Origin of the sequence: Pseudomonas capeferrum, from assembly GCF_013523055.1 — a bacterium.
GTDB classification, from domain to species: domain Bacteria; phylum Pseudomonadota; class Gammaproteobacteria; order Pseudomonadales; family Pseudomonadaceae; genus Aquipseudomonas; species Aquipseudomonas capeferrum_A.
This window is the reverse complement of the sequence record NZ_JAAMQM010000001.1, coordinates 115,325-139,486: the sequence shown is the minus strand read 5'-3', so window position 1 is coordinate 139,486 and position 24,162 is coordinate 115,325. Positions and strand designations below refer to the sequence as shown.

Annotated in this window: 24 protein-coding genes; 13 read left to right on the top strand and 11 right to left on the bottom strand. The window is 61.1% G+C overall.

From position 1 onward, the window contains the following. The first annotated feature begins 49 nt into the window (after positions 1 to 49). Positions 50 to 496 (top strand): hypothetical protein, encoded by a 447-nt coding sequence (locus G7009_RS00660; protein WP_258197816.1) that lies wholly within the window; start codon positions 50 to 52, stop codon positions 494 to 496. A gap of 43 nt (positions 497 to 539) precedes the next feature. Here the strand turns inward: G7009_RS00660 and pbpG are convergent, their stop codons facing one another. Further along, positions 540 to 1,466, bottom strand: a complete 927-nt coding sequence (gene pbpG, locus G7009_RS00655; RefSeq protein ID WP_181128050.1) for a D-alanyl-D-alanine endopeptidase — start codon at positions 1,464 to 1,466, stop codon at positions 540 to 542. A gap of 357 nt (positions 1,467 to 1,823) precedes the next feature. After that, on the bottom strand, positions 1,824 to 2,192 hold the full coding sequence (locus G7009_RS00650; protein ID WP_181128049.1) for a hypothetical protein: 369 nt from the start codon (positions 2,190 to 2,192) through the stop codon (positions 1,824 to 1,826). Between the two features lie 159 nt (positions 2,193 to 2,351). On the opposite strand from G7009_RS00650, the gene G7009_RS00645 reads away from it, so the two are divergent. Continuing rightward, a complete protein-coding gene (locus tag G7009_RS00645; protein WP_181128048.1) occupies positions 2,352 to 3,173 on the top strand; it encodes a shikimate 5-dehydrogenase in 822 nt (273 codons plus the stop codon). 67 nt (positions 3,174 to 3,240) lie between these two features. Here G7009_RS00645 and G7009_RS00640 read toward each other — a convergent pair whose 3' ends face one another. The 3 genes from G7009_RS00640 to G7009_RS00630 all read right to left on the bottom strand — a co-directional run bounded on the left by G7009_RS00640 (position 3,241) and on the right by G7009_RS00630 (position 4,691). Continuing rightward, positions 3,241 to 3,489 (bottom strand): hypothetical protein, encoded by a 249-nt coding sequence (locus G7009_RS00640; protein ID WP_181128367.1) that lies wholly within the window; start codon positions 3,487 to 3,489, stop codon positions 3,241 to 3,243. 99 nt (positions 3,490 to 3,588) lie between these two features. After that, positions 3,589 to 4,110: a lactoylglutathione lyase gene (gloA, locus tag G7009_RS00635; protein WP_181128047.1), complete on the bottom strand. Its 522-nt coding sequence runs from the start codon at positions 4,108 to 4,110 to the stop codon at positions 3,589 to 3,591. 221 nt (positions 4,111 to 4,331) lie between these two features. Then, entirely contained in the window at positions 4,332 to 4,691 is a 360-nt protein-coding gene (locus G7009_RS00630) for a histone-like nucleoid-structuring protein, MvaT/MvaU family (RefSeq protein ID WP_181128046.1), read from the bottom strand. 341 nt (positions 4,692 to 5,032) lie between these two features. Here G7009_RS00630 and G7009_RS00625 point away from each other — a divergent pair, with 341 nt between their 5' ends. Both G7009_RS00625 and cobF read left to right on the top strand, forming a co-directional pair. After that, a complete protein-coding gene (locus tag G7009_RS00625) occupies positions 5,033 to 6,322 on the top strand; it encodes an OprD family porin (RefSeq protein ID WP_181128366.1) in 1,290 nt (429 codons plus the stop codon). Positions 6,323 to 6,383: 61 nt separating this feature from the next. Continuing rightward, on the top strand, positions 6,384 to 7,133 hold the full coding sequence (gene cobF, locus G7009_RS00620) for a precorrin-6A synthase (deacetylating) (RefSeq protein ID WP_181128045.1): 750 nt from the start codon (positions 6,384 to 6,386) through the stop codon (positions 7,131 to 7,133). Positions 7,134 to 7,174: 41 nt separating this feature from the next. On the opposite strand, the gene G7009_RS00615 is transcribed toward cobF, so the two are convergent. Further along, positions 7,175 to 7,522, bottom strand: coding sequence for a response regulator (locus tag G7009_RS00615; protein WP_181128044.1), 348 nt, complete (start codon positions 7,520 to 7,522; stop codon positions 7,175 to 7,177). 242 nt (positions 7,523 to 7,764) lie between these two features. Between G7009_RS00615 and G7009_RS00610 the strand changes: the two genes are divergently transcribed. From G7009_RS00610 to G7009_RS00590, 5 genes are read left to right on the top strand one after another with little or no spacing between them, the layout of a single operon-like run. Then, complete coding sequence (locus G7009_RS00610; protein WP_181128043.1) at positions 7,765 to 11,232, top strand: response regulator; 3,468 nt, start codon at positions 7,765 to 7,767, stop codon at positions 11,230 to 11,232. Further along, on the top strand, positions 11,229 to 12,050 hold the full coding sequence (locus tag G7009_RS00605) for a CheR family methyltransferase (RefSeq protein ID WP_181128042.1): 822 nt from the start codon (positions 11,229 to 11,231) through the stop codon (positions 12,048 to 12,050). Before G7009_RS00610 ends, G7009_RS00605 begins: the two co-directional genes overlap by 4 nt. Then, positions 12,047 to 12,622: a chemotaxis protein CheB gene (locus G7009_RS00600; protein WP_181128041.1), complete on the top strand. Its 576-nt coding sequence runs from the start codon at positions 12,047 to 12,049 to the stop codon at positions 12,620 to 12,622. Before G7009_RS00605 ends, G7009_RS00600 begins: the two co-directional genes overlap by 4 nt. Continuing rightward, entirely contained in the window at positions 12,616 to 13,842 is a 1,227-nt protein-coding gene (locus G7009_RS00595) for a hybrid sensor histidine kinase/response regulator (RefSeq protein ID WP_181128040.1), read from the top strand. The genes G7009_RS00600 and G7009_RS00595 overlap by 7 nt, the downstream gene beginning before the upstream one ends. Positions 13,843 to 13,887: 45 nt before the next feature. Further along, positions 13,888 to 14,265, top strand: a complete 378-nt coding sequence (locus G7009_RS00590) for a response regulator (protein WP_181128039.1) — start codon at positions 13,888 to 13,890, stop codon at positions 14,263 to 14,265. A 24-nt stretch (positions 14,266 to 14,289) separates the two neighbouring features. On the opposite strand, the gene G7009_RS00585 is transcribed toward G7009_RS00590, so the two are convergent. Continuing rightward, the gene (locus G7009_RS00585; protein WP_181128038.1) at positions 14,290 to 15,138 is read right to left on the bottom strand and encodes a 3-hydroxybutyryl-CoA dehydrogenase; all 849 of its coding nucleotides are present in this window, start codon (positions 15,136 to 15,138) and stop codon (positions 14,290 to 14,292) included. Positions 15,139 to 15,154: 16 nt separating this feature from the next. Beyond that, positions 15,155 to 16,339 (bottom strand): acetyl-CoA C-acyltransferase family protein, encoded by a 1,185-nt coding sequence (locus tag G7009_RS00580; RefSeq protein ID WP_181128037.1) that lies wholly within the window; start codon positions 16,337 to 16,339, stop codon positions 15,155 to 15,157. Positions 16,340 to 16,501: 162 nt separating this feature from the next. On the opposite strand from G7009_RS00580, the gene G7009_RS00575 reads away from it, so the two are divergent. The 3 genes from G7009_RS00575 to G7009_RS00565 all read left to right on the top strand — a co-directional run bounded on the left by G7009_RS00575 (position 16,502) and on the right by G7009_RS00565 (position 19,757). Then, positions 16,502 to 17,518 (top strand): AraC family transcriptional regulator, encoded by a 1,017-nt coding sequence (locus G7009_RS00575; protein WP_181128036.1) that lies wholly within the window; start codon positions 16,502 to 16,504, stop codon positions 17,516 to 17,518. Positions 17,519 to 17,803: 285 nt separating this feature from the next. After that, complete coding sequence (locus tag G7009_RS00570) at positions 17,804 to 18,367, top strand: (2Fe-2S)-binding protein (RefSeq protein WP_181128035.1); 564 nt, start codon at positions 17,804 to 17,806, stop codon at positions 18,365 to 18,367. A gap of 64 nt (positions 18,368 to 18,431) precedes the next feature. Continuing rightward, entirely contained in the window at positions 18,432 to 19,757 is a 1,326-nt protein-coding gene (locus G7009_RS00565) for a xanthine dehydrogenase family protein molybdopterin-binding subunit (protein WP_219856384.1), read from the top strand. 548 nt (positions 19,758 to 20,305) lie between these two features. Here G7009_RS00565 and G7009_RS00560 read toward each other — a convergent pair. Next, positions 20,306 to 21,478 carry a TDT family transporter gene (locus G7009_RS00560; RefSeq protein WP_181128033.1) on the bottom strand — a complete coding sequence of 391 codons (1,173 nt, stop codon included), beginning with the start codon at positions 21,476 to 21,478 and terminating at the stop codon, positions 20,306 to 20,308. A gap of 109 nt (positions 21,479 to 21,587) precedes the next feature. On the opposite strand from G7009_RS00560, the gene G7009_RS00555 reads away from it, so the two are divergent. After that, entirely contained in the window at positions 21,588 to 22,487 is a 900-nt protein-coding gene (locus G7009_RS00555) for a LysR family transcriptional regulator (RefSeq protein WP_181128032.1), read from the top strand. Between the two features lie 101 nt (positions 22,488 to 22,588). On the opposite strand, the gene G7009_RS00550 is transcribed toward G7009_RS00555, so the two are convergent. Both G7009_RS00550 and G7009_RS00545 read right to left on the bottom strand, forming a co-directional pair. After that, positions 22,589 to 23,359 (bottom strand): IclR family transcriptional regulator, encoded by a 771-nt coding sequence (locus G7009_RS00550; RefSeq protein WP_181128365.1) that lies wholly within the window; start codon positions 23,357 to 23,359, stop codon positions 22,589 to 22,591. 119 nt (positions 23,360 to 23,478) lie between these two features. Further along, on the bottom strand, positions 23,479 to 24,162 hold the full coding sequence (locus G7009_RS00545) for a sarcosine oxidase subunit gamma (protein WP_181128031.1): 684 nt from the start codon (positions 24,160 to 24,162) through the stop codon (positions 23,479 to 23,481).

Genomic DNA, 24,162 nt, shown 5'->3' with positions numbered 1-24,162 from the left:
ACTGGCCGATAGGCTGTCAACGCAAGGAGCTATCGAGGCAAGCCGAAAAATGACAACGATCTCAATGGCGGGCATTGCCGCCGTGACGCCTGGTGCAATCGCCCCGGCTGCCGAAGCTACACAGAATCCTCGAACCGGCAAGGCTGGGGAGGGCGCATCGACCGCCGCGGTCGATCTGTCCCAGGTACGTGGTAGGGGTGCCGGAAAGTCGCAGCCCGCCGAGGACCAAAGTGGCGAACCTGCCCATATCAAGCAGCTGCGCGAGCAGATCAAGCAACTGCAGAAACAGCTGGCCGAAGAGCAGAAGCAACTGGCCGCCCTGATGAAGATGAACAAGGGCACGGATGACAGCGGCAAGCTGGCGGCCGTTTCCGCCAAGCAAGCCAGCATCGCTACGTTGAATGGGGAAATCCTCTCAGCCACCGCGGCACTACTAGAGGCATTGAACGCAAGCGGCACAAGCAGCGCGGGTGGCATGCTCAGCACTCAGGCGTGAATGGACATGGGCCGTCCCGCTCGCGGCGAGGCGGCCCGCAGGATCAGTCCGCGGCCAGGCGCGCGCGGTTCTGCCGTTCGGCCTTGTATTGCATGGCAACGGCTGGCGCCGGCTTGGCGCTGCCGGTCTCCAGCCACTGGCGCATGCGACTGGCGTCGGCGAAGTGGGTGTACTTGCCAAAGGCGTCCAGGATCACCATGGCCACGGGGCGGTTGTTCATCCGCGTCAGCAATACCAGGCAATGGCCTGCTTCATTGGTGAAGCCGGTCTTGGTCAGCTTGATGTCCCAGTTGCTCTTGTTCACCAGATGGTCGGTATTGCGAAAGCCCAGGGTGTAGTTGGGCTTGCGGAACGCCACGGTCTTCTCGCGCGTGGTCGAGAGCTCGCCCAGCAGTGGGTATTTGCGCGATGCCAGGAGCAGCTTGGCCAGGTCGCGGGCGGTAGAGACGTTCTGGGTGGACAGGCCGGTGGGCTCCACATAGCGCGTATGCGTCATGCCCAGGCTGCGGGCTTTTGCGTTCATGGCCCTGATAAACGCGCCGTAACCGCCCGGATAATGGTGCGCAAGGCTCGAGGCCGCACGGTTTTCCGACGACATGAGGGTGATCAGCAGGGTCTCGCGGCGATTTAACTGGCTGCCCAGGCGCACGCGAGAATACACGCCCTTCATCTCCTTGTTCTGAGCGATGGTCATGGTGAGCATCTCGTCCATCGGCTGCTTGGCGTCCAGCACGACCATGGCGGTCATGAGCTTGGTGACCGAGGCGATAGCCAGCACTTTGTCGGCATGGCTGGAGTAAAGTTCCTGGTTGGTGTTCAGGTCGATCAGCAACGCACTGCCCGAGGCCAGATGCAATTTGGCCGGGTCGCGTTGAACCAGGGCAGGGGGTTGTGCAGCAGCGGTCGACGGAAGGGTCGCGGTTCCTGTGAGCAACAGCAGCAGGCTGAGTATGGACAGGGAGGTTTTCACGTTGAGGCTCACTAAAAGTTGGTATGTCATTGGCTGTGCAAGGGTTTCCCCCATGAAACCGCTGCATGATGGAGTATGGTCGAGTGTCTGTCGATTGGCCTGTGAGCAAAGGCGCGATAGTAAAATAAATTTAATCAGGGGCTAGCCATGAGTTCCCTGCCAAGCGTTTCGAATACACCCACCGGGACAATTTCAACGTTGAGCCACGCCTCATGACAGCACGTCGACAGCCTGGTCGCCGCTGGGAAGCAGGCACGGCGTTGCCATGGTAGGGAGGGTGGCCACGTGAACCTCTACACATGGCCTCATCCTGCCCAGGCATTGAAATCGACTTCCAATGGTAGTCATCGGTGCTCGTTACCAGCGAGGCGGGCCGTAGTACACCGGCGGTGGTCCGTAGTCGCCACGATACCCTGGCGGCGGTCCGTAACGGTGGTAGACAGGCGGCGGTGCCGGAATGTAGCGCTCGACCACATACGGTTGGTAATAGCCAGGCGGTGGCGGCGGCTGGACATAAACCGGCGGTGGCCCGTAGTACGTGGGTTGGCGTTCTACATAGATCGTGCGGTCATGTCCTCCCGACGCCACCGCGCCGACTACCGCACCGATCACGGCCGCGCCGACTATCGGCCCGGCGCCATGCCAGCCGCCGCCATGCGCGGCTGCCTGCCCGCTGATGGCGAGAGCGCCGACCATCATGGCGATCGCGGGAATGAAACGGTTCATACAAGGGTCCTCGCAAGACAACCCCACAGACGGGGATATGACTATGACGCTTGCGATGGCCTGTTGAATACTGGGCTTGGGTAAAGGTTATGTAAGAGACGATCAGCGGTCATGCGCCTGAGCTGGCATAATCGTCGAGTCCAGCAAAAGGAGCGGCAAATGGCGCAATTACCCAGCAAAGACACTGTCCTGTGTGTTTCCTTGGCCGGGCGCCCCGGCACCTTCGGCGTACGCTTTCACAACCACCTGTACGAGCAACTCGGGCTCGATTATTACTACAAGGCGATGACCACCCAGGACCTGCCTGCGGCCGTGGCGGGAATCCGCGCCCTCGGTATCCGCGGTTGTGGCGTGTCCATGCCGTTCAAGGAGGCATGCCTGGCACTGGTCGACGAGATCGATCCTTCGGCAGCCGCCATCGATTCGATCAACACCCTGGTCAATACCCAAGGCATCATCAAGGCCTACAACACCGATTATCTGGCAGTGCGCCAGTTGCTCGAACAGCATCGGGTCGACCCTGATACCGCCTTCGCATTGCGTGGCAGCGGCGGCATGGCGAAGGCGGTCGCCAGTGCCTTTCGCGACGCGGGTTTCGAGCAAGGCATCATTGTCGCTCGTAACGAGCAGGCGGGAAGGCAGTTGGCGGACGTCTGCGGTTATCGCTGGCAAGCCGAGCTTGGCGACCTATGTCCGCCGATGCTGGTCAACGTTACGCCCATCGGGATGGCGGGAGGTCCCGAGGCGGATCATTTGGCATTTCCCACCATGGCCATAGAAGCGGCGGAGCGGGTCTTCGATGTCGTTGCCATGCCGGAGCGAACGCCCTTGATCGAACTGGCGCGGTCCTTGGGCAAGCCGGTCATCACCGGTCTCGAAGTCATCGCCCTGCAGGCACTGGAACAATTTGTTCTGTACACCGGCATCAGACCGACCCGGGAACAGGTCGATCTGGCCGTTGCCTATGCGCGGCAAGGCTGAAGTGCCTGCAGCGGCAGGTTTGCCCTCAAGCCTTGGGTGGACTGAGGGCAGATCGTCGTTTCAGGGCCTACGCCTTTTCACGGGCATCATCCAGCTTTCGGTCGACCAACCAACGTCCGTGCGCCAACGAGGCATGCTGGGCGTTGTCGAGGTCAGAGAGAAATGCCATCTTCATTGGCAGCGACAGGCGTCGCGTGGTGTGGCCTTGCGGATCGGTGATCAGGCACCCACCGGCAAACGGCGTGGGCAAGCCAGGGTGGGTTTCGACGCTTGCGGTGATGGTGTGGTCGCGGTGTACACAGTGTAGGGTCTGCATCATCTTTACCTCGCGCTGTGGTCTGGAACCTTGCCTCTTCGATATACCACAGCAAGAAGCCGGGCGCGCTCGAGCCGACGAGCGTGCCCGGATCGAGCGTCAGAACTCGGTTGGCTGAATGATTTCGACCCAATAGCCGTCCGGATCCTTGATGAAGGCCAGGTGCTTCATGCGGCCATCGCTCAGGCGCTTCTGGAACGGCACGTCCAGGGTTTCGAAACGCTCGCACGCGGCGCGGATATCCGGTACCGAGATACAGATGTGGCCGAAGCCGCGCGGATCGGTGTTGCCGTCATGGTAGGCAAAGTCCGCGTCATTCTCGGTGCCGTGGTTATGAGTCAGCTCGAGCACACCGGGGATCGACTTCATCCATTCGGTACGCTTGGCGTCATCGCTCGGAATCTGCGACTTGTCGACCAGGGCGAGGAAGTAGAGGCTGAACTGGGCCTCGGCGAAGTCACGCTTTTCCACCAGGCTGAAGCCCAGCACGCGGGTGTAGAAGTCCAGGGACTTGGTGATGTCCTTGACGCGCAGCATGGTGTGGTTGAAGACGAAATGTGCGGTTGCGGCTTCCGGTTGCGCGGTCACACCGGGCAGTTTTGCGAGATCGAGCAGGCTCATGGGCACTCCACAGGCTAGGGCCGGGCCAAAGGCGCCGGCGAAACAGACGGGGAGTCATGATACGGGACTGAAGCGATTGCGCAAATGAAACGCCCTGCGCGAGGGCAGGGCGTTTGGAATAGAGGCCCGCGTGTGCGGGCGCAGATGGGGTCGCTAATCCTTTAGCTGGTGCAATGATGTAAGAATCGATGTGAAAAATGTGTGAAGTTGGTGTTCATGTTTCATGAGCGTACCCAGCTTTCCACGGTCTTTGCGCCAAACTCCGCTTTCCATGCCTTGAGGCCGCGGTGATTGCCGCCCTTGGTTTCTATCAATTCACCGGTATGAGGATTTTCATAAACTTTGACGACCCGTGCGCGACGCTGTTTTGGCGCGGGCTGCGTGCCCTTGGATGCTATCTTCGGATCAAGGATGGCCATAATATCGCGAAGACCCTTGTCATGGGTTTTCATCAAATTGAGTAGTTTCTGCTCGAATTCGATTTCACGTTTGAGGGAGGCATCGTTTTTCATGACCTCCAGTTGCGCCATCTGCTCCTGGAGGGCTTTTTCGGCAGCACGAAACTCTGCAAGTCTGGACACTGTTCTACTCCTTCAGGTCTGCCGTGGCAGGCGACGCTAGACAATGAGGACAGGTTGTCGGCCACGGGGTGGTGTATGTTAACGAGTACTGAAATTAAGTGTAGTAGTGCTGGGTTATCAGGTAAACAACAAACTTTTTTAAAATCAGACGGACACTTCGACTGCCAAGGCCAGCTATTAATCGGCTCTTGTCATGCAGGTGTATGACCATGGTCTAGTGGCCAGGCATCGCGCTGCCCTGCGATCATGCAAAACAAGGTTGCTGCTTGATCAAGACCTTCAAGGTACGGGCCCAGACCGGTGCCGGTTCTACTTCGACCCTCTCCTGGACGTCACCCCGCATGTTTGCCGTTTTACCCTTGTTTACTTCCCGCCGCACGGTTGGCCTGTATCTGCTGTCCGCCAGCTCCCTTACTCAGGCCGCGGGCTTCATGGAAGACAGCCATGCGCGACTCGAAGCGCGGACTGTCTATTTCAATCGCGATTTTCGCGACGGTCAGGCCAGTTCCAGGCAAGGCGCGTCAAAGCGCGAAGAATGGGCACAGGGCCTTATCGTCGATATTCAATCGGGTTATACCCCAGGCATCATCGGCCTCGGTGTGGATGTGATAGGCATGGCCGGTTTCAAACTCGATTCCAGCGCGGACGACAGTAATAGCGGGCTGTTGCCGTCCAGCGGGAACAACCCTCGAGGCTCCGCCGATCGATATGGCAAGTTGGGTATCACCGGCAAGGTGCGTATTTCCGAGACGTTACTCAAGTATGGGTCGATGATGCCAGATGAGCCCTTGTTGAAATACAACGACGGCCGCTTGCTGCCCACGCTTTTTCATGGCGCCCTGCTGACTTCCGAGCAAGTAAATGATCTGAAGTTCACCCTGGCGCGGCTCACCCAGTACACCGCGCGCGACTCCACCGATCGACAGGACATCCGCGTACATTGCAAGAACAAGCGCTACGCCTGTGACATCGATGCCGACCATTTCGATCTGGCCGGAGTGGCCTATCGCTTCAACGAGCATGTCAGCGGCCAGTACCAGGTCGCCAGGCTCGATGATGTCTACCGCCAGCAGTTCCTCGGCCTGGCGGCCCGCCAGCCCTTGCGGCACGGCAGCCTGATAGCCGACCTGCGAGCGATCAGGAGCGATGACATTGGCAATGCCCGAGCGGGGGATATCGATCATCGTGCCCTGAGCGGCATGCTCGGCTACAACCTCTCGGGCCACACCTTGAGCGTCGGTTGGCAGCGCATGTACGGTCAGAACGCCATGCCCTACCTCGATGGCAGCAACCCCTACCTGGTCAATTACCTCCAGGTCAACGATTTCGCCGCTGCCCAGGAGCGGTCCTGGCAAGTGCGCTACGACTACGATTTCAAGGCCCTTGGCGTGCCGGGGCTGAGCTTCCTGGCCCGCTACGTCAATGGTGACCACATCCGGGTGCCCGGCAGCGCTGCCGAAGGCAAGGAATGGGAGCGCGATACAGAGCTCAAGTATCAGGTGCAGACCGGTACCTTCAAGGACGTCAGCCTGCGGTTGCGCAATGCCACTTTCCGCAGCAATTATCAACGCTGGGCGCGAGACGTGGATGAGACGCGACTGATCGTCAGCTATACCTTCGATGCCTGGTGAGCGACGCAAGCGAACAGATCCGCGCGCTCGGCATCAGGCGCGACCTCAGGGAGGATCATCGATGAAGCAGGTGCTGTTGATCGGTATCGGGCCGGGCGATCCGCGCCAGGTCACCTACGAGGCGGTCGAGGCGATGCGCCGCGTCAGCGTGTTCTTCCTCCTCGACAAGGGGCAGGCCAAGGACGAACTGGTGCAGCTGCGCAAGGCCATGCTCGAGCGCTATCTGGAGGCCGGCAGTTACCGTCTGGTCCAGGTCGAGGACCCGTATCGGGACGGCCAGGCCGCGGACTATGTGGATGCTGTCCGGGACTGGCACGAGCGGCGTGCCACGCTTTACGCGCGACTGCTGCGAGACGAACTCGGTCCGGCGCAGGTGGGCGCCTTCCTGCTGTGGGGAGAGCCTGGCCTCTATGACAGCACGCTGCGAATCCTCGAACGGGTGCGCCAACAGGGGGTGTCGTTGCAGCTGGAAGTCATTCCCGGTATCAGCAGCGTACAGGCGCTAGCCGCGCGGCATCGGATACCGCTCAATCGCGTTGGCGAGCCACTGACGGTATTGCCTGGACGACGTCTGGCCGAGCAGGGGCGAATCGACAATCTCGTGGTCATGCTCGACGGGCAGTGCGCTTTCACCGAACTGACCGATCCCGACCTGTTGATCTACTGGGGGGCTTACCTCGGTACCGTCGACGAAATACTCATCGCTGGCCCCTTGCATGCAGTGAGGGAGCAGATCCTGCAGGCCAGGGAGGAGGGACGGCGGCGCAAGGGATGGATCATGGACACTTACCTGCTGCGTCGGCCGCGATAACGGGGCCGGTGACGTCCATGTCTATCACTGGAGGAGGCGCCTCAGCTCGGAGCAAGAATGCTCGTGAGCTTGTCACGCAGTTGGTCCATGGTGAACGGCTTGCCGATCAGATGCATGCCGTCTGGCACCTGGAAGCTATCGGCATAGCCGCTGGCGAACAGGATTGGCAGCTCATGCCGGATGTCTCGTGCCTTGGCAGCCAGTTCCTTGCCTGATATGTCCGGCAATCCGACATCGGTCATCATCAGGTCCAGCGGCTTGTCGCTCGCCAGAATCTCCAATGCCGTTCGGGCATCCTCCGCCTCGATGATCTTGTAGCCCAGTTCTTCGAGTACCTCGACCATCAGCATGCGCACGATGTCGTCGTCTTCCACTACCAGAAGGTGCATTTTTCGGATCCTGTACAGATATTCATCCCTACTCAGTCGGCAGGGCAAGGGCAGAAGTTCCATCAGCATAGCCGTACACGCGATCATAGGGAACGATTCACACACAGGGCTCTCAAATACTGGCTAAATGCTCTGCCGACATCGACAAAGGTGGGTAGACTCGCTGTGCGTTATCAGAAAAAACAACAGGATGTGCAATCCGCAACACTGTTTCGATGGATCTTTTGCTCGGGCGTTTTCACATGATTCAAGCAGCCTCGATGGACCAGCAGAGCTTTCGCAAGCTGTTGAGCCGCAACATCGGCCTGCCCCTTGGGGTCGGTCTGCTCGGAGCCGTGGCCTTTGTCGCGGTGATCAATTACCTCCTTACGGCCATGCAATGGGTGGAGCACACCGATCGAGTGATCGGCAATGCCAACGAGACGATCAAGTTGTCGATCGATATGGAAACCGGCATGCGCGGCTTCCTCATCACCGGTGACGAGCGTTTTCTCGACCCCTACGAAGTCGCCAAGTCCCGGGTCATCAGTGGACTCGAAGGGTTGCGTGGACTGGTCGAGGACAATCCGCAGCAGGTCGAGCGGATCGACCGCCTGTTGGGCCTGCAGCGCGACTGGAACAGCTTCGGCAGCGAGATGATCACCCTGCGCCGCAACGAAGGCAATTATCGGGAGATGATCGGCAGCGGTCGCGGCAAGCGCCTGACCGATGAAATCCGCAAGGAATTCGAAGGGATCATCGCCACCGAACAGCAGCTGCGCCAGGCGCGCAACGAGAAGGTCAGCAGCATCACGATGCTGGTCATCAGTGCCTTCGTGATCCTTATCGTCGGCCTCAGCGGGTTGCTGGCCTACCTGGGGCGGCGCGACCTGCTCGCGCTGTCGGACAGCTATGGCGAGAACCTGCAGGCCCAGCAGCGCGCGGCCGAGCGTCTGGAGCACCAGTCCTGGTTGCGCAATGGCCAGACCCAACTGGCGGAGCAGGTACTGGGCCAGACGACCCTGACGATGCTGGGTGAAAGCATCTTGCGTTTCTTCGCGGCCTACCTCGGCAGCGTGGTGGGCGCGCTCTACGTACGCGACGAGCACGGCGGCCTGCAACGCGTGGCCACCTATGGCGTGGATGCCCGGACCCAGGCGCGCGACCCCATGCACAACGCTCAGCATGGGCTGCTCGGCGAAGCGGTGAAACAGAGCCGCCTGCTGCAACTCGACCACTTGCCGGAAGACTACTTCAAGCTCAGCTCGGGCCTGGGCTCGGGGCTGCCCCACAGTGCCTTGCTGATTCCTACTCGCGACGACGGCCAGATCAACGGCGTCCTGGAGCTGGGCTTCCTGCGTCCGCTCAGCGAACGCGACAGCGAGTTGCTGGAACGCGTCGCCGAAAACCTCGGCATGTCCATCGAGAGCGCTCGCTATCGTCAACGTCTGCAGGAAGTACTGGCCGAAACCCAGCAGCTCAACGAGGAGTTGCAGGTACAGCAGGAAGAGCTCAAGACCGCCAACGAGGAGCTCGAGGAGCAGTCCCGGGTACTGCGCGAGTCCCAGGCTTATCTCGAGACCCAGCAGGCGGAACTCGAACAGACCAACGAACAGCTCGCCGAGCGTACCGAAGCGCTGGATCGCAAGAACAGCGAGCTCAATCATGCCCAGGTGGAGTTGCAGGCGCGTGCCGAGGATCTGCAGCGCTCGAGCAAGTACAAGTCCGAATTTCTCGCCAACATGTCCCACGAGCTGCGCACGCCGTTGAACAGCTCGTTGATCCTCGCCAAGCTGCTGGCCGAGAACGGACAGGGCAATCTCACCGAGGAACAGATCAAGTTCGCCGACTCGATCTATTCGGCGGGCAATGACCTGCTGAACCTGATCAACGACATCCTTGATATCGCCAAGGTCGAAGCCGGCAAGCTCGAAATGCGCCCGGAAAACACCCAACTGCTGCGCCTGGTCGAAGGCCTGCGTGGCATGTTCGAGCCGCTGGCCGCGGACAAGGGCCTGGTCTTCAGCGTCGAGGTCGAGCCTCAGGTGCCGGCCTCGGTGTTCACCGACCGCCAGCGCCTCGAGCAGATACTCAAGAACCTGCTCTCCAATGCGATCAAGTTCACCGAGCACGGTCAGGTCAGTCTGCGCATCAGCCATGAGCCTGGCACCGGCGTCATCTTCGCCGTCCGCGATACCGGCATCGGCATAGCCACGGACCAGCTGCAAGCCGTCTTCGGGGCCTTCCATCAGGTCGACGGCACCAGCAACCGTCGCTATGGCGGTACCGGCCTGGGGCTGTCGATCTCCCGCGATCTTGCGACCTTGCTTGGCGGCAGCATCAGCATCGACAGTACTCCGGGTCATGGCAGCGTGTTCAGCCTGAGCCTGCCGGAGCGTTACGAGGCCCTGGAGACGGACGAGCCGCGTCCGGTCCGGACCCTCATCGGCGAGCTGCCACCGCCGCCGAAGCTGCCTGCCGCCGTGGCGGCAGTGCAGAGTCAACCGCTGGCCTTCGCCGATGACCGCAATCGCGCGCCATTCAGCAATCGCTGCATCCTGGTCATCGAGGACGAACCCAACTTCGCTCGCATCCTCTTCGACCTGGCCCATGAGCTGGGTTACAGCTGCCTGGTGGCACACGGCGCCGACGACGGCTACGAACTGGCGGCCACCTATGTGCCCGACGCCATCCTGCTGGACATGCGCCTGCCCGACCATTCCGGTCTGACCGTGCTGCAGCGCCTCAAGGAGCAAGCCAGCACCCGGCACATCCCGGTACACATCATCTCGGTCGAAGACCGCGTCGAAGCGGCCATGCACATGGGCGCGGTCGGTTATGCGGTCAAGCCGACCAGTCGCGAAGAGCTCAAGGAAGTGTTCGCTCGGCTCGAGGCCAAGCTGACGCAGAAGCTCAAGCATGTGCTGCTGGTCGAGGACGATGACCTGCAGCGCGAGAGCATCGCCCTGCTGATCGACGACGACGACGTGCAGATCACCGCCGTGGCCATGGCCCAGGAGGCGCTGGACCTGCTGCGCGAAAACATCTACGACTGCATGATCATCGACCTGAAGCTGCCGGACATGCTCGGCAACGAGCTGCTCAAGCGCATGACCGCCGAGGACATCCGTTCCTTCCCGCCGGTCATCGTCTATACCGGTCGCAACCTCACCCGCGATGAGGAAACCGACCTGCTCAAGTACTCGCGCTCCATCATCATCAAGGGCGCGCGCTCGCCGGAGCGGCTGCTCGACGAAGTGACCCTGTTCCTGCACAAAGTCGAATCCCAGCTGTCTCATGAACGCCAGCGCATGCTCAAGACCGCGCGCAGTCGCGACAAGGTCTTCGAAGGGCGCAAGATCCTCCTGGTGGATGACGATGTGCGCAACATCTTCGCCCTGACCAGTGCATTGGAACACAAGGGGGCATTGGTCGAGATCGGCCGTAATGGTCGTGAAGCGATAGAGCGTCTGGAGCAGCACGAGGACATCGACCTGGTGCTGATGGACGTGATGATGCCGGAGATGGATGGCTACGAAGCGACTCGGCGGATTCGCCAGCAACCGCGCTGGCGCAAGCTACCGATCATCGCCGTGACCGCCAAGGCCATGAAAGATGACCAGCAGCGTTGCCTGCAGGCAGGTGCCAACGACTACCTGGCCAAGCCCATCGACCTGGATCGCCTGTTCTCGCTGATCCGTGTCTGGCTGCCACAACTGGAGCGAATTTGATTAGCGAACGCAACATCGACATCGAGATCCGCTTGCTGATCGAGGCGATCTACCTCAAGTACAGCTACGATTTTCGCGACTACTCCGGCGCTTCCATGAAGCGCCGGGTCCAGCACGCCGTGCGCCAGCTCGAATGCCGCACCGTGTCGGCGCTGCAGGAGCGAGTACTGCATGACCCCGGCATGTTCATGCAGCTGTTGCAGTACCTGACGATCCCGGTCAGCGAGATGTTCCGCGATCCCGACCATTTCCTGGCCCTGCGCCGGGAAGTGGTGCCGCTGCTGCGTACCTGGCCGTCGATCAAGATCTGGATCGCTGGCTGCAGCACGGGGGAGGAGGTCTACTCCATGGCCATTCTGCTGCGCGAGGAAGGCTTGCTGGACCGCACCATCATCTATGCCACCGATATCAATCCGAACTCGCTGGACAAGGCCAAGCAGGGGATCTACTCGCTGCAGAGCATCCACGATTATGCCGAGAACTATCGCAAGGCCGGTGGCCGCCGCGATTTCACCGAGTACTACACCTCGGCCTACGGCAATGCGATCATGGACAGCACCCTGCGCGAGAACGTGACTTTCGCCGACCATAGCCTGGCGACCGACAGCGTGTTCTCGGAGACTCAGTTGGTGTCGTGTCGCAATGTGCTGATCTATTTCAACAAGGAATTGCAAGATCGCGCCTTCGGACTGTTCCACGAATCGCTCTGCCATCGGGGCTTCCTGGTCCTGGGCAGCAAGGAGTCGGTGGATTTTTCCGCCTATGGCGAGCGCTTCGAGCCGTTGGTTCGACCTGAACGGATCTACCGCAAATCATGATCGGCGTACGGGCAATCGTCATCGGTGGCTCGGCGGGTGGAGTCGCGGCATTGTTCAAAGTGCTCGGCGGCCTGCCTGCCGACTTCGCCATACCGATCCTGTGCGTCCTGCATCTGCCCGAGCATCGCGACAGCCATCTGGCCGAGGTGCTTGAGCGCAAGCTGTTGCGCCCCGTGCGCGAGGCGCGTGACAAGGAGCGGATCGCGCCGGGCATGATCTATGTCGCGGGCCCCGGTTATCATCTGTCGGTCGAGGGGGATTACAGCCTGTCGCTCAGCCAGGAAGAGCCGCTGCATTTTTCCCGGCCTGCGATCGACTACCTGTTTCAATCGGCGGCCGATGCCTATGGCCCCGACCTGCTTGGCGTGCTACTGACCGGTGCCAACGAGGACGGCGCCAAAGGCCTTGCCTATATACAACAATGTGGTGGCCGGACCGTGGTTCAGGACCCCCGCGATGCACAGGTCGCGCTGATGCCCGAGGCTGCACTGGCCTTGCACCAGCCCGACCACTTACTTTCTCTGAGCGGTATCGGGCAATTGCTCGCTACCCTGGAAACCAGCGCATGCTAAGCCCAATCATCGCCAAACTGTTGATCGTCGACGACCTGCCTGAGAACCTGCTGGCGCTCGCGGCCCTGATCCAGGGTGAGCACCGCGAGGTCCATCAGGCCCAGTCCGCCGAACAGGCCTTGTCGCTGTTGCTCGAGCATGAATTCGCCCTGGCTATTCTCGATGTGCAGATGCCGGGCATGAACGGCTTCGAGCTGGCCGAGTTGATGCGCGGCATGGAAAAGACCAAGAACATCCCTATCGTCTTCGTCAGTGCCGCGGGCCGGGAAATGAACTATGCCTTCAAGGGTTACGAGAGCGGCGCGGTGGACTTCCTGCACAAGCCTCTCGACACCCAGGCCGTCAAGAGCAAGGTCTCGGTCTTCGTCGACCTCTACCGCCAGCGCAAGACCCTTGCCGGCCAGCTCGAGGCCCTCGAACGCAGCCGCCTGGAACAGGAGCTGCTGTTGGGCCAGCTGCAGGTTGCCCGCACTGAGCTGGAACATGCGGTCAGGATGCGCGACGACTTCATGTCGATCGTTTCCCACGAACTGCGCACGCCACTCAACGGCCTGATTCTCGAAGCCCAGCTGCGCAAGATGCACCTCGCGCGTAACAACGCCGAAGCCTTCACCTTGGACAAGCTGCAGGCCATGACCGAACGCGACGAGCGTCAGCTGAACAGCCTGATTCGCTTGATCGAAGACATGCTCGATGTCTCGCGCATTCGCACCGGCAAGCTGTCGATCCGACCCAAACGGGTGGATTTGTGCCAACTGGTCAGCGGCCTGGTGGAAAATTTCAGCGCTCAGGCTGCCGCCCTGGAATCTTCCATCGACTTGGAAGTGGGCCAAGCACTGGAAGGGCAGTGGGACGAGTTCCGTATCGAACAGGTGGTCGCCAACCTGCTCAGCAATGCGCTGCGCTACGGTGAGCGCAAACCGGTGCTGGTGCGGGTGTACGAAGGCAGCGGCATGGCCTGTGTCGAGGTCAGGGATCAGGGTATCGGCATCAGCGCGCAGAACCAGCAACGCATCTTCCAGCAGTTCGAGCGGGTCGCGGCCAATCAGGTGGCGGGCGGGTTGGGCCTGGGACTTTATATTTCGGAGCAGATCGTCCTGGCCCACGGAGGGCGAATCTGCGTTACCAGCGAAGAGGGCAAAGGGGCGACGTTCCGGGTATCGCTGCCCCTTTGCGCTGTGCTGCATGAAAGTGGTCGGACGCAGGCAACCTCTGCGTGAGCCAGGGGTCGTATGGCCAAATCGAATCAAATTCAAGGCGTTAACATGAGTGAAGATGCACAAGATGTCGTTCTGATCGTCGAGGACGAACCGGCGATTCGCATGATCCTGCGGGATTATCTGGCCGGCGAGGGATACCACGTACTGGTGGCCGAAAATGGCCAGGAGGCCTTTGACATTCTCGCCAGCAAGCCGCACCTGGACCTGATCGTCACCGACTATCGCCTGCCGGGCGGCGTCTCTGGCGTACAGATCGCCGAGCCAGCCGTGAAGCTGCGCCCGGATTTAAAGGTGATCTTCATCAGCGGCTACCCGGCCGAGATCCTCGAGTCAGGTAGCCCGATCGCGCGCAAGGCGCCGATCCTTGCCAAGCCATTCGACCTCGATACCCTGCGCGACAAGATCCAGACACTGTTGCAGTGACCGGCTGGCGGCGCGGCGTGGGTCTCAGTAGACGAAGAAGCCGCGCCCGCTCTTGCGTCCCAGGTAACCGGCGGCAACCATTTCCTTGAGCAGCGGGGCAGGGCGGTATTTGCTGTCGTTGAAGCCCTCATGGAACGCCTCCATGATCGCCAGCAAGGTATCCAGGCCGATCAAGTCGGCCAGGGCCAGCGGTCCGATGGGCTGATTGCAGCCCAATCGCATGCCGGTGTCGATGTCCTCGGCGCTGGCCAGGCCTTCCTGACGCACGAAGATCGCCTCGTTGATCATCGGTACCAGAATCCGGTTGACCACGAAGCCCGGACGATTGCCCGCGCTGATCGGCGTCTTGCCCAGCTTCTCGGTCACCAGCAGCGCCTGCGCATAGGTGCTGTCGTCGGTCTGCAGCCCGCGAATGATCTCGACCAGCGCCATCATCGGCACCGGATTGAAGAAGTGCACACCGATGAAACGCTCTGGGTGTTCGATGGCCGCCGCCAGTTCGGTCACCGACAGTGACGACGTGTTGGTGGCGATCAGGCACTGGGGGGAAACGTTGGCCGCGACCTGTTGCAGGATGCGCTGCTTGAGGGGCAGGTTCTCGGTAGCCGCTTCGATCACCAGGTGAGCGCTGGCCAGCATGGCATAGTCCGTGCTGCTGGCGATGCGCGCCAAGGCGGCCTCGGCCTGGGCGCCAGTCAGCGTCTCCTTCTTGACCTGTCGCTCGAGGTTCTTGCCCAGGGTCGCCAGGCCGCGTGCCAGCGCCGCATCGGATACGTCGATCAGGGTGACCTGGAAACCGGCCACGGCGCATGCCTGGGCGATGCCGTTGCCCATGGTGCCCGCGCCGATCACGGCAATGTGTTGGATGTTCATGGCAATAGGCTCCGGATCAGACGCGTTCGAAGACGACAGCGATACCCTGGCCGCCACCGATGCACATGGTAGCCAGCGCATAGCGGCCCTGGATGCGCTGCAGTTCGTGGATGGCCTTGGTGGCGATGATCGCGCCGGTGGCGCCGACCGGGTGACCCAGGGAAATACCCGAGCCGTTGGGGTTGACCTTCTCGGGGTCGAAGTCCAGCGCGCGAGCCACGGCACAGGCCTGGGCGGCGAAGGCTTCGTTGGATTCGATCACGTCCAGGTCGCTGACGCGCAGTCCGGCCTTCTCCAGCACCTTGCGGCTCGCCGGGATCGGGCCCAGGCCCATCAGGTGCGGTTCGACGCCGGCATGGGCATAGGCCACCAGGCGCGCCAGCGGCTTGAGGCCAAGGCGGCGGACCGCGTCGCCAGTGGCCAGGATCAGGCCGGCGGCGCCGTCGTTGATGCCGCTGGCATTGCCGGCGGTGACCGTTCCGTCCTTCTTGAACACCGATTTCATACCCGCCAGCTGTTCGGCGCTGACGTCGCCTCGCACATGCTCGTCCACGGCGAACTGCACACTGCCTTTGCGGGTCTTGAGTTCGAGGGCAACGATCTGGCTGTCGAAGCGGCCTTCGGCAATGGCGCGGGCGGCACGGCGCTGACTGGTCAGGGCCAGTTCATCCTGCATTTCACGGCTGATGCCATTGGCGGCCGCGACATTCTCGGCAGTGATGCCCATGTGGAAGTGTTCGAAAGGGTCCTGCAGGATGCCGACGGTATAGTCGATGCCTTGCAGATCACCCATGCGCGCGCCCCAGCGAGCCTGCGGCAGCAGGTACGGGCCACGGCTCATGGATTCGGCGCCAGCGGCCAGCGCCACCTCGGTATCACCCAACAGCAGGCACTGGGCGGCCGAGACGATCGCTTGCAGGCCCGAACCGCACAGGCGATTGACGTTGAAGGCCGGGGTTTCCTTGGGAATGCCTGCGTTCATGGCGGCGACCCTGCCCAGGTAGGCGTCGCGCGGTTCGGTAGGGATGACGTTGCCCATGACCACATGGCCGATCTGTTCGGCGGCGACACCGGAACGCTCGATGGCGGCGCGGCTGATCGCGGTGGCCAGGTCGGCCAGGGGGAGGTCTTTGAGCGAACCGCCAAAACCACCGATGGCGGAACGCACGGCACTGACGATGTAGATTTCTGGATGGTTCATGCAAGGCTCCAAGTGTGAAGGCATGGCAGGAGGGGCAGGGCTCTGCGAGAATGGCCACCGTCTCCGAGGTGGGTTGAGTCTAGGCAAAGGCCAGGATGCGGCCTATGCCGGATGTGTTCAGTCAACCTGGCATTTTTTGCCACTTGCAGTGAAGCCCAAGTCATGCGCGATAGCGATTCGGTCGCGGTCTATTTCCTCAATGCGATGCTGCATGCCCATCGCGATCGACCGCTCTTGCGCGAAGCGCACCTGCGCGCCGCCGGCATCGACCCCGCGCTGCTCGACAAGGCCCAGGCCCGGGTGTCGGCCAAGGCCTTTGCGCGACTGTGGCTCGACATGATCCACGCCTTGGACGACGAGTTCTTCCAGCTCGATAGCCACGGCATGCCGCTGGGCAGTTTCGCCCTGATCTGCCGTGGCCTCATCCAGGAGCCCAACCTGGAAAAAGCCTTGCGCCAATGCCTGAACAATTTCGCCCTGTTCCTGCATGATGTGCGTGGACGGTTCACGGTTCGTGGCGCACGCGTGGTGGTCAGCGTGGACTCGCGGATCGACGATCCGCTGACCCGTGTCTACGCCGAGGAAACCTTCCTCGTGCTGGTAATCAGCCTGTTGTGTTGGCTGGCCGGCCGACGCATCGTCATCAACCGCACCGAGCTGGCCATCGCCCGCCCGCCCCAGGAGGACGATGCGCTGTTGTGGGGGCCGGACCTGCGCTTGGGCACCGGCCATAGCGAAGTGGAATTCGACAGCCACTACCTGCGCTTGCCGGTGGTGCAGGACCTGGCCGCGCTCAAGACCTTCTTGCGCAGCGCGCCGCAATGGCTGGTGATCCGCTTTCGCAATAACGATGGTCTGGTGGCCGAGGTCTATCGACACCTGCGTGAGCGTGACTACGGCCAGTGGCCGACGCTGACCACGCTGGCCAGGCTACAGGGCCTGAGCGCCAGTACCTTGCGGCGCCACCTGGAGCGTGAAGGGCGCTCGTACCAGCAGATCAAGGACGAAGTACGCCGCGCCATGGCGTTCGAGTGCCTGCGGGAGGGGCGCATCAGCATCGCCGAGATCGCCGCGCGGACAGGCTTCCAGGAACCCAGCGCCTTTCACAGGGCGTTCAAGAAGTGGACGGGGGAGAGTCCTGGCAGTTACCGCGCTCGATTAGGACAGCGCAGCGGCTGAACGGGTAGCGCAGCCCTCGTTGTCAAGCATGTGTCCGCCCAGAGATCTGCGCAATGGCAGCCTTCGGCTCGGAGTCTCGAGATGACCAGCCGTCCAGCTTTCCGTACTGCCAAAGGCCATTGCTTGTCACCAGGTCGGATGCCGACTTTAATCAACTGAATGTGCCAAGCCCTACTGGCGATCGCTGTGCAGGGTTCGTTTCATGCGTACTTCCGAGCGGGGAAGAGGAGATAGGCACGCCTGGTTCTGAACGTCATTCGAACAACCGGCTTTCGAGGATGATTCATGAGTACCCAAGCTCACCCCGTGGCGCCTGGCGCACCCGATTCGACCCTTCGCTACCCGATCACGCTACGCCTCAATGGCCAAGAAACGCACATGCAGATCGAGGCATGGGTGACCTTGCTGGATCTGCTGCGAGAGCAGTTGCATTTGACCGGCACCAAGAAAGGCTGCGACCAGGGCCAGTGCGGGGCTTGCACAGTCCTGGTCGATGGCAGGCGCATCAACGCCTGCCTGACATTGGCCCTCATGCACAATGGCCGGGATATCGTCACGGTCGAGGGGCTGGCGGACGGCGACACGCTGCATCCGCTGCAGCAGGCTTTCATCGATCACGACGCTTTCCAATGCGGCTATTGCACACCGGGTCAATTGTGTTCGGCAGTCGGGCTTATCCAGGAAGGTGAGGCCAGTAACGCCGCCGAGGTCCGCGAACTCATGAGCGGCAATGTCTGTCGTTGCGGTGCCTACCCGCAGATCGTGCAGGCCGTGACCCAGGTCATGGGCATCGCGGAGCCTATCGAGGGCAATGATCGCGGCGTCGTCGTCGGGACGGTACCGGCATGAATCCCTTCTCCTACGTAGCGCCTGCCAGTGCTGCCGAAGCGATGACGGTACGCTACGCGCCATCGTGCACGAGGCCATTGCCGAGACCTCGCGTATCGAGGATTACGTAGAGGTGGTCGTGAACTGGTCGGGCCAGCTTTACGCCTGCGACAATATCCGGCTGGGGTATCAGTTGGTCGATCTTGATCAATACACGCCTATCGACATGCGTGCGCCAGGCGCCGCGCATGGCGTGCATGCGCTCGAAGTCGCGATGGATGAATTGGCCTACGCGCTTGACATGGATCCCCTCGCGCTACGTTTGAAGAACTACGCCGACCGCGACCCGATGAAGGATCTGCCTTATTCCACCAAGGAACTGCGGGCTTGCTACGAGCAGGCCGCCGAGCGCTTCGGTTGGTCGCATCGCCCAATGGCGCCACGCTCGATGCGTGAAGGTACCGAACTGGTAGGGTGGGGCCTCGCGACGGATCAGTGGGATGCGATGCAGATGTTCGCGCGCGCCAGCGCCGTGTTGCATGCCGATGGGCGACTTGTGGTCAGCAGCGCGGCCACCGACATCGGTACCGGCACCTACACGGTGATGTCCATGATCGCTGCCGCGGCGATGGGCCTCGAACTGGAGAAGGTCATCTTTCAGCTCGGCGACTCCACCCTGCCAGTTGCCCCTATCGAAGGCGGATCATCGCATGTCACGACCGTCGGTTCGGCCGTGGAAGGCGCCTGCCAAAAGCTGCAAAAACAGCTGTACAAGATGGCCAGGATGCTTCCTGGAAAGCCGTTCGAGCATTCACGCTTCGCGGATGTGGAGTTCTTCCAAGGGCATATGCGCCTGCGGCGCACCACTGCGGTTTCGGTTGCGCTGCCTATGATCCTGGCCGCAGCTGGCGCGAGTCGCGTAGAGGAAAAGTACCTGCTGCTGCCTAACATGCTCAAGCAGAAGAACTACATTCGAGCGACTCATTCTGCCGTGTTTGCCGAAGTGAAGGTCGACGAGGCGTTCGGTACCGTACGCGTGACGCGAGTGGTAAGCGCGATTGCCGCCGGCCGGATCATGAGCATGAAGACCGCGCATAGCCAAGTGACCGGCGCGGTAGTATGGGGGATCAGCGAAGCCTTGCACGAGGTGACTTGGTCCGACCATAGACTGGGCCGCTTCATGAACCATAACCTTTCCGAATATCACGTTGCGGTCAATGCGGACATCCATGACATCGAGGTGATCTTCATCGACGAGGATGATCGCATCGTCAGCCGCCTGGGCGCCAAGGGCGTGGGAGAGATCGGTATCGTCGGGGTATCGGCGGCGATCTGCAACGCGATTTATCACGCGACCGGAAAACGTGTGCGCAGCACGCCGATGACGCCCGATCGCGTCATGAGCAGCTGATAAGCCAGTCTAAGGGGTAATGCCAGTCAGTTAAGGGAGTCGTCGATCAAATACTGGAGTTCTGGCTCCTGGAGTCTCAGTGATGCTACCGGCCTATCGCGGGACAAGCCCGCTCGCCACTGATGCGCGCATGTCCCGGTGGCGAGCGGGCTTATCCCGCGATAGGCCGGTAGCATCAATGAAGATTTGGTAATTAAACAAGAACGCCAGCCAATAAAATTTGATGACTTTTCCTTAACTGGCCGGCATCAGGCTAAGGGGGCTTGCGCTGGGAAACCACAAACCGCGTAAGAATCTCGATGCGAGTGCTCGCTTGCCAAACGCTTTGGCGAGGTACCTCATGGCAAAGGGCAACCTTGGCTGCCGATAGATAGGTCGCAGCCTTTGTATAATACCACCCCTTCAAATACGATCGTTTGGTTATCCATTTCCGCGCCAGGTTCTGTCAACAGGACGCAGGGTAGGATCCACCCTGACAAATATGCTCTCTGTAGGGCATAGGCGCCGCTACAGCGAGGAAAGCCTTGTGAGAACCGTACCGCGCGATTTCATCGACTGGCCTGTTTCGCATCCAGAAAAGCAATGCAAGGCGATACGAACAGGTTGCCTCGATAAGCACCCGCTGCTGTCCTGGCCGCGACCACCAGCCACATGACCACCAACATCATCACGAAGAGAATTCCAAGCGCGTCGAAGAAGACCAGGTCCAGCATGGTACCCAGTTTGAGCGTCGTCACTGCATATACACCCAATGGAAAGGTAAAACCCCACCAGCCTAGATTGAACGGAATGCCTGTCTTGACGTATCGCACGGTAATCAGCACGGCCAATGACAGCCACCACAGGCCAAGACCCCAGAACAGAATGCCGGCGAGCATTCCTATGCCAGCCGCTACCGTGCCGATGTCGCCCATGCCATGCGCCGCGAAAATCCCGGGTGCGTCGCTACCTATCACCAGCATCCCCAGGGCGCCCGTGCCGATGGGCCCTAACGACAACCAGGTCGACGCGGCCATGTTTTCGTGGGGCAGTTTATGAAGCGCCAGGCGTAACATCAGGATCACCAGAATGCTGAGGGCGACCGGAACCGAATACGCCCACAACACGTAGCTGGTGATCAGCATGGTGAATTGCGCGCTGGTATCAACCAAGTGTGGTGCGATGACGCCACCACTTGCGGCGGCGACTTCGGCGGCTACCACGGGTAGCAGCCACACGGCAGTCATCTGGTCAATGCTGTGCTGCTGGCGGGTGAACATCATGAATGGAATCAGCACGCCGCATGCCAGCGCCATTACCACGTCCGCCCACCAAAGGACATGCGCCCAAGCGATGACCGAATCTCCCCACGAGGGCAGGCCGTACTGCACCAGCCCGTTGATGAGAGTGGCCAGCCCCATCGGAATCGTGCCGAAAAACATGGAAACAGTGGAGTGACCGAAGATCTGCTTGGCCTCATCGAAGAACAGAATCCAACGGGCGGCGTATATCGCGGTAAAGACTACGAACAGCACGATGTTGAACAACCAGAGTGCTTTACCAAGTTGCGACAGGACCAGGATATTTCCAGGTAGCTGACCCAACGCCAGCGCCAGGATGCCGGTGCCCATCGTGGCGGCGAACCAGTTAGGCGTGAACTGCCTGATTGCCTCTTTCGGATTCGCTAGCGCTGCAAGCGGTTGACCCCCTTGCAGGATCTTGGCCAGGGGTAGGTCGCGCATAGTGCCTCCTGAATGTATTCCACCTTTTAGTCGGTGCACGATAGCGGGATGCACGTAATAGATAAAACGGGTAGTTTAGCTATTGCTTACCCGTTTAACAGGTAGAACCATGGGGCTCACACTTCGCCAACTTGACATCTTCCGAGCCATTGCCCAACACGGCTCGACAACCAGTGCGAGCGTCGCGCTCGCATTATCCCAGTCAGCCACGAGCGCGGCGCTTCATGAATTGGAGGGTGCTCTGGACGTCAGGCTGTTCGACCGCGTTGGCAAACGCTTGGTGCTGAACGATAACGGCCAGACCCTTCTACCTCAGGCCATTCGGCTGCTGGAAGCCGCCGCGCAGATAGAAGATGGATTCCAGCGCAGCGATATCGTCGCGCGCTTGAGGGTGGGGTGCAGTACTACGATTGGAAACTACATCATGCCGGTGCTGGTAGAAATGCTGAGCAAGCGAGCGGCGGGCTTGCAGGTCGACGTTTTCATGGGTAACAGTGCGGATATCGCCAGGCAGGCCGCCCAGCTTTCCATCGATATCGGGCTGATCGAAGGGCCCTGCCATTTGCCTGAGCTGACCGCCCGCCCATGGTTCGAAGACGAGTTGGTGATTGTCGCGGCTGCGACCGATCCGCTGGCGCGCAAGGCTGCGGTCACACTCGATGACCTGCGAGACGCTCCTTGGCTTGTTCGCGAGTGTGGTTCAGGTACCGCCGAGCAAGTCCTCCACCTTCTGCTGCCATACCTCGGCCGGTGGCGTAATACCCGACAGATCGGCAGCTCCGAAGCCATAAAACGCATGGTCGCTGCGGGGATTGGTATCAGTTGCCTATCGTACTGGGTCGTTGACGATCTGATTGCAGCGGGGCAATTGGTCGTCTTGAACCACGACATCCCACCTCTTAAACGGCAGCTGTATGCCGTGCATCATCGCGATAAATTCATTTCACGAGCGCTGGGTGAGTTCCAAGGGACGCTTGAAGCTTTCGTGGCGACCAAATCTCATTGTTGAAACATCCCAACAGGTGCCCCGCCCACACTGTTCGAGCAGGCGCGTCAGCGGCTGGTTAGCGAGCTGATGGTGGCGCAGCGTACTATCACTTACCCAGGCCCTTACCCCGCGAGCAACTCTTGCGCAATCGCCTCGGCCGTTTCCCGCAGCAGTTGCACATAGCGCTGCTCCGTAGCCGCGCTGGCTAGAACCGCTTCCGGCCCGGACAGGTTGATCGCCGCCACGACCTGCCCGGTACGGTCGCTGATACTCGTGGCAATGGCCGTGGAATAATCGGAGCGGTGCAGCACCCAGCCGCGCTGGCGGTCATCGACGATGGTCTGCTGCAGTTCCAGCAGGGTCCGCGGCGCCGGCGACGGGTAATCATCCAGGCGTACCTGCTGATACAACTGGGCCAGGGCTTCCTCGTCCAGGCCGGTGAGGAGCATCCTGCCGAGGGCGGTGACGTGACAGGGCAGGCGGGTACCCACTGGAATGTTGACCGTCAGCCGTTGCGGCGCGAAAGCCCGATAGATGTACAGCACATCGGTGTGCTCGCGAATGCTCAGGTGGCACGACAGCGATGTGCTGTCGCGCAAGGCGTTGAGATGTGGCAGGGCGATTTCGACGATGTCGCGGCTGCTCAGGTAGGCGAAGCCGTCGGAGATCACTCGCGCGCCGAGTTCGTACAGGTTGCGTTCGCGCTTGTTCAGGTAACCCATGTCCTGCAGGGTCTGGACGATGCGGTAGAGCGCCGAGGGGCTGACCCCGAGGCGTTCGGCCATGTCGTTGATGCCCAGGCTACGGGTGCGCGCGTTGAACAGGCCGAGCAGTTTGAGTCCGCGCTCCAGGGCGGGTACACGGTATTCGCTGTCTTGCAGGGTCTCCGCCATGGTGCCTCCAGGAGGATTGGATGACAGCCGGCCCGACGTCGCGGCGATCGAGGCGGTGGCCGCGCCGTTGTGCTGCACGGCCATCGTTTTCTCAGCGACTTTGTCGGTCCTGCCTGTGGTCAGTCGAGCAGGGCATCGATCCCCACCGGACCGCCGCCGAATTCGTCCATGGCATCGAGCAAGGCACCCCAGAAATACTGCACCGATGCGCGATCGCAAAGGATCTGCAAGGCCGGCAAGGCCTGGCTGCCGGCATTGATCACGATCACGTTGATCCGTGCCGCCGAGGTCTGCGCCACGGCGCCGGAAGCAAAGGCCCTGGCGCGCAGATCGACGCCGCACAGCTTGGCCATCACCTCGGCGCTGCGGTTGCCGGTCAGTTGCAGCCAGGCATGGCTGTCCTGGCGCGGCAGCAGGTAGTTGCGTTGATCATCCTGTTCCCAACGGCTTTCCTCGACGGCAATGCGCGCGCCCAGGTCGTGCAGACTGCCGAGCAGCAGGTATTCGCTCTGCGACAGGCGCGCCACCAGGCAGCCGTCCTGCTGGCGCACGGCCTGGTTGGGCTGCTCGGGCAGGCAGTAACCACGCGCCTGCAGGTAGGCGGCACTGTCGCTTCCTCGGAAACCCACCCGTGGCAGGTTGCTCAGGTCGATCAGCGCGCAGCGCTGCAACAGCGCATGCTCCTCCTTCTCGCCATAGCGGGCAACGATGCTGCTGTGCGCCAGGGTGGCCAAACGCGCGCCTTGCTGCAGTGGGTACAGCGGGCTGCGTTCGATGAAGTCTTCGGCTTTCAGGCTGGACAT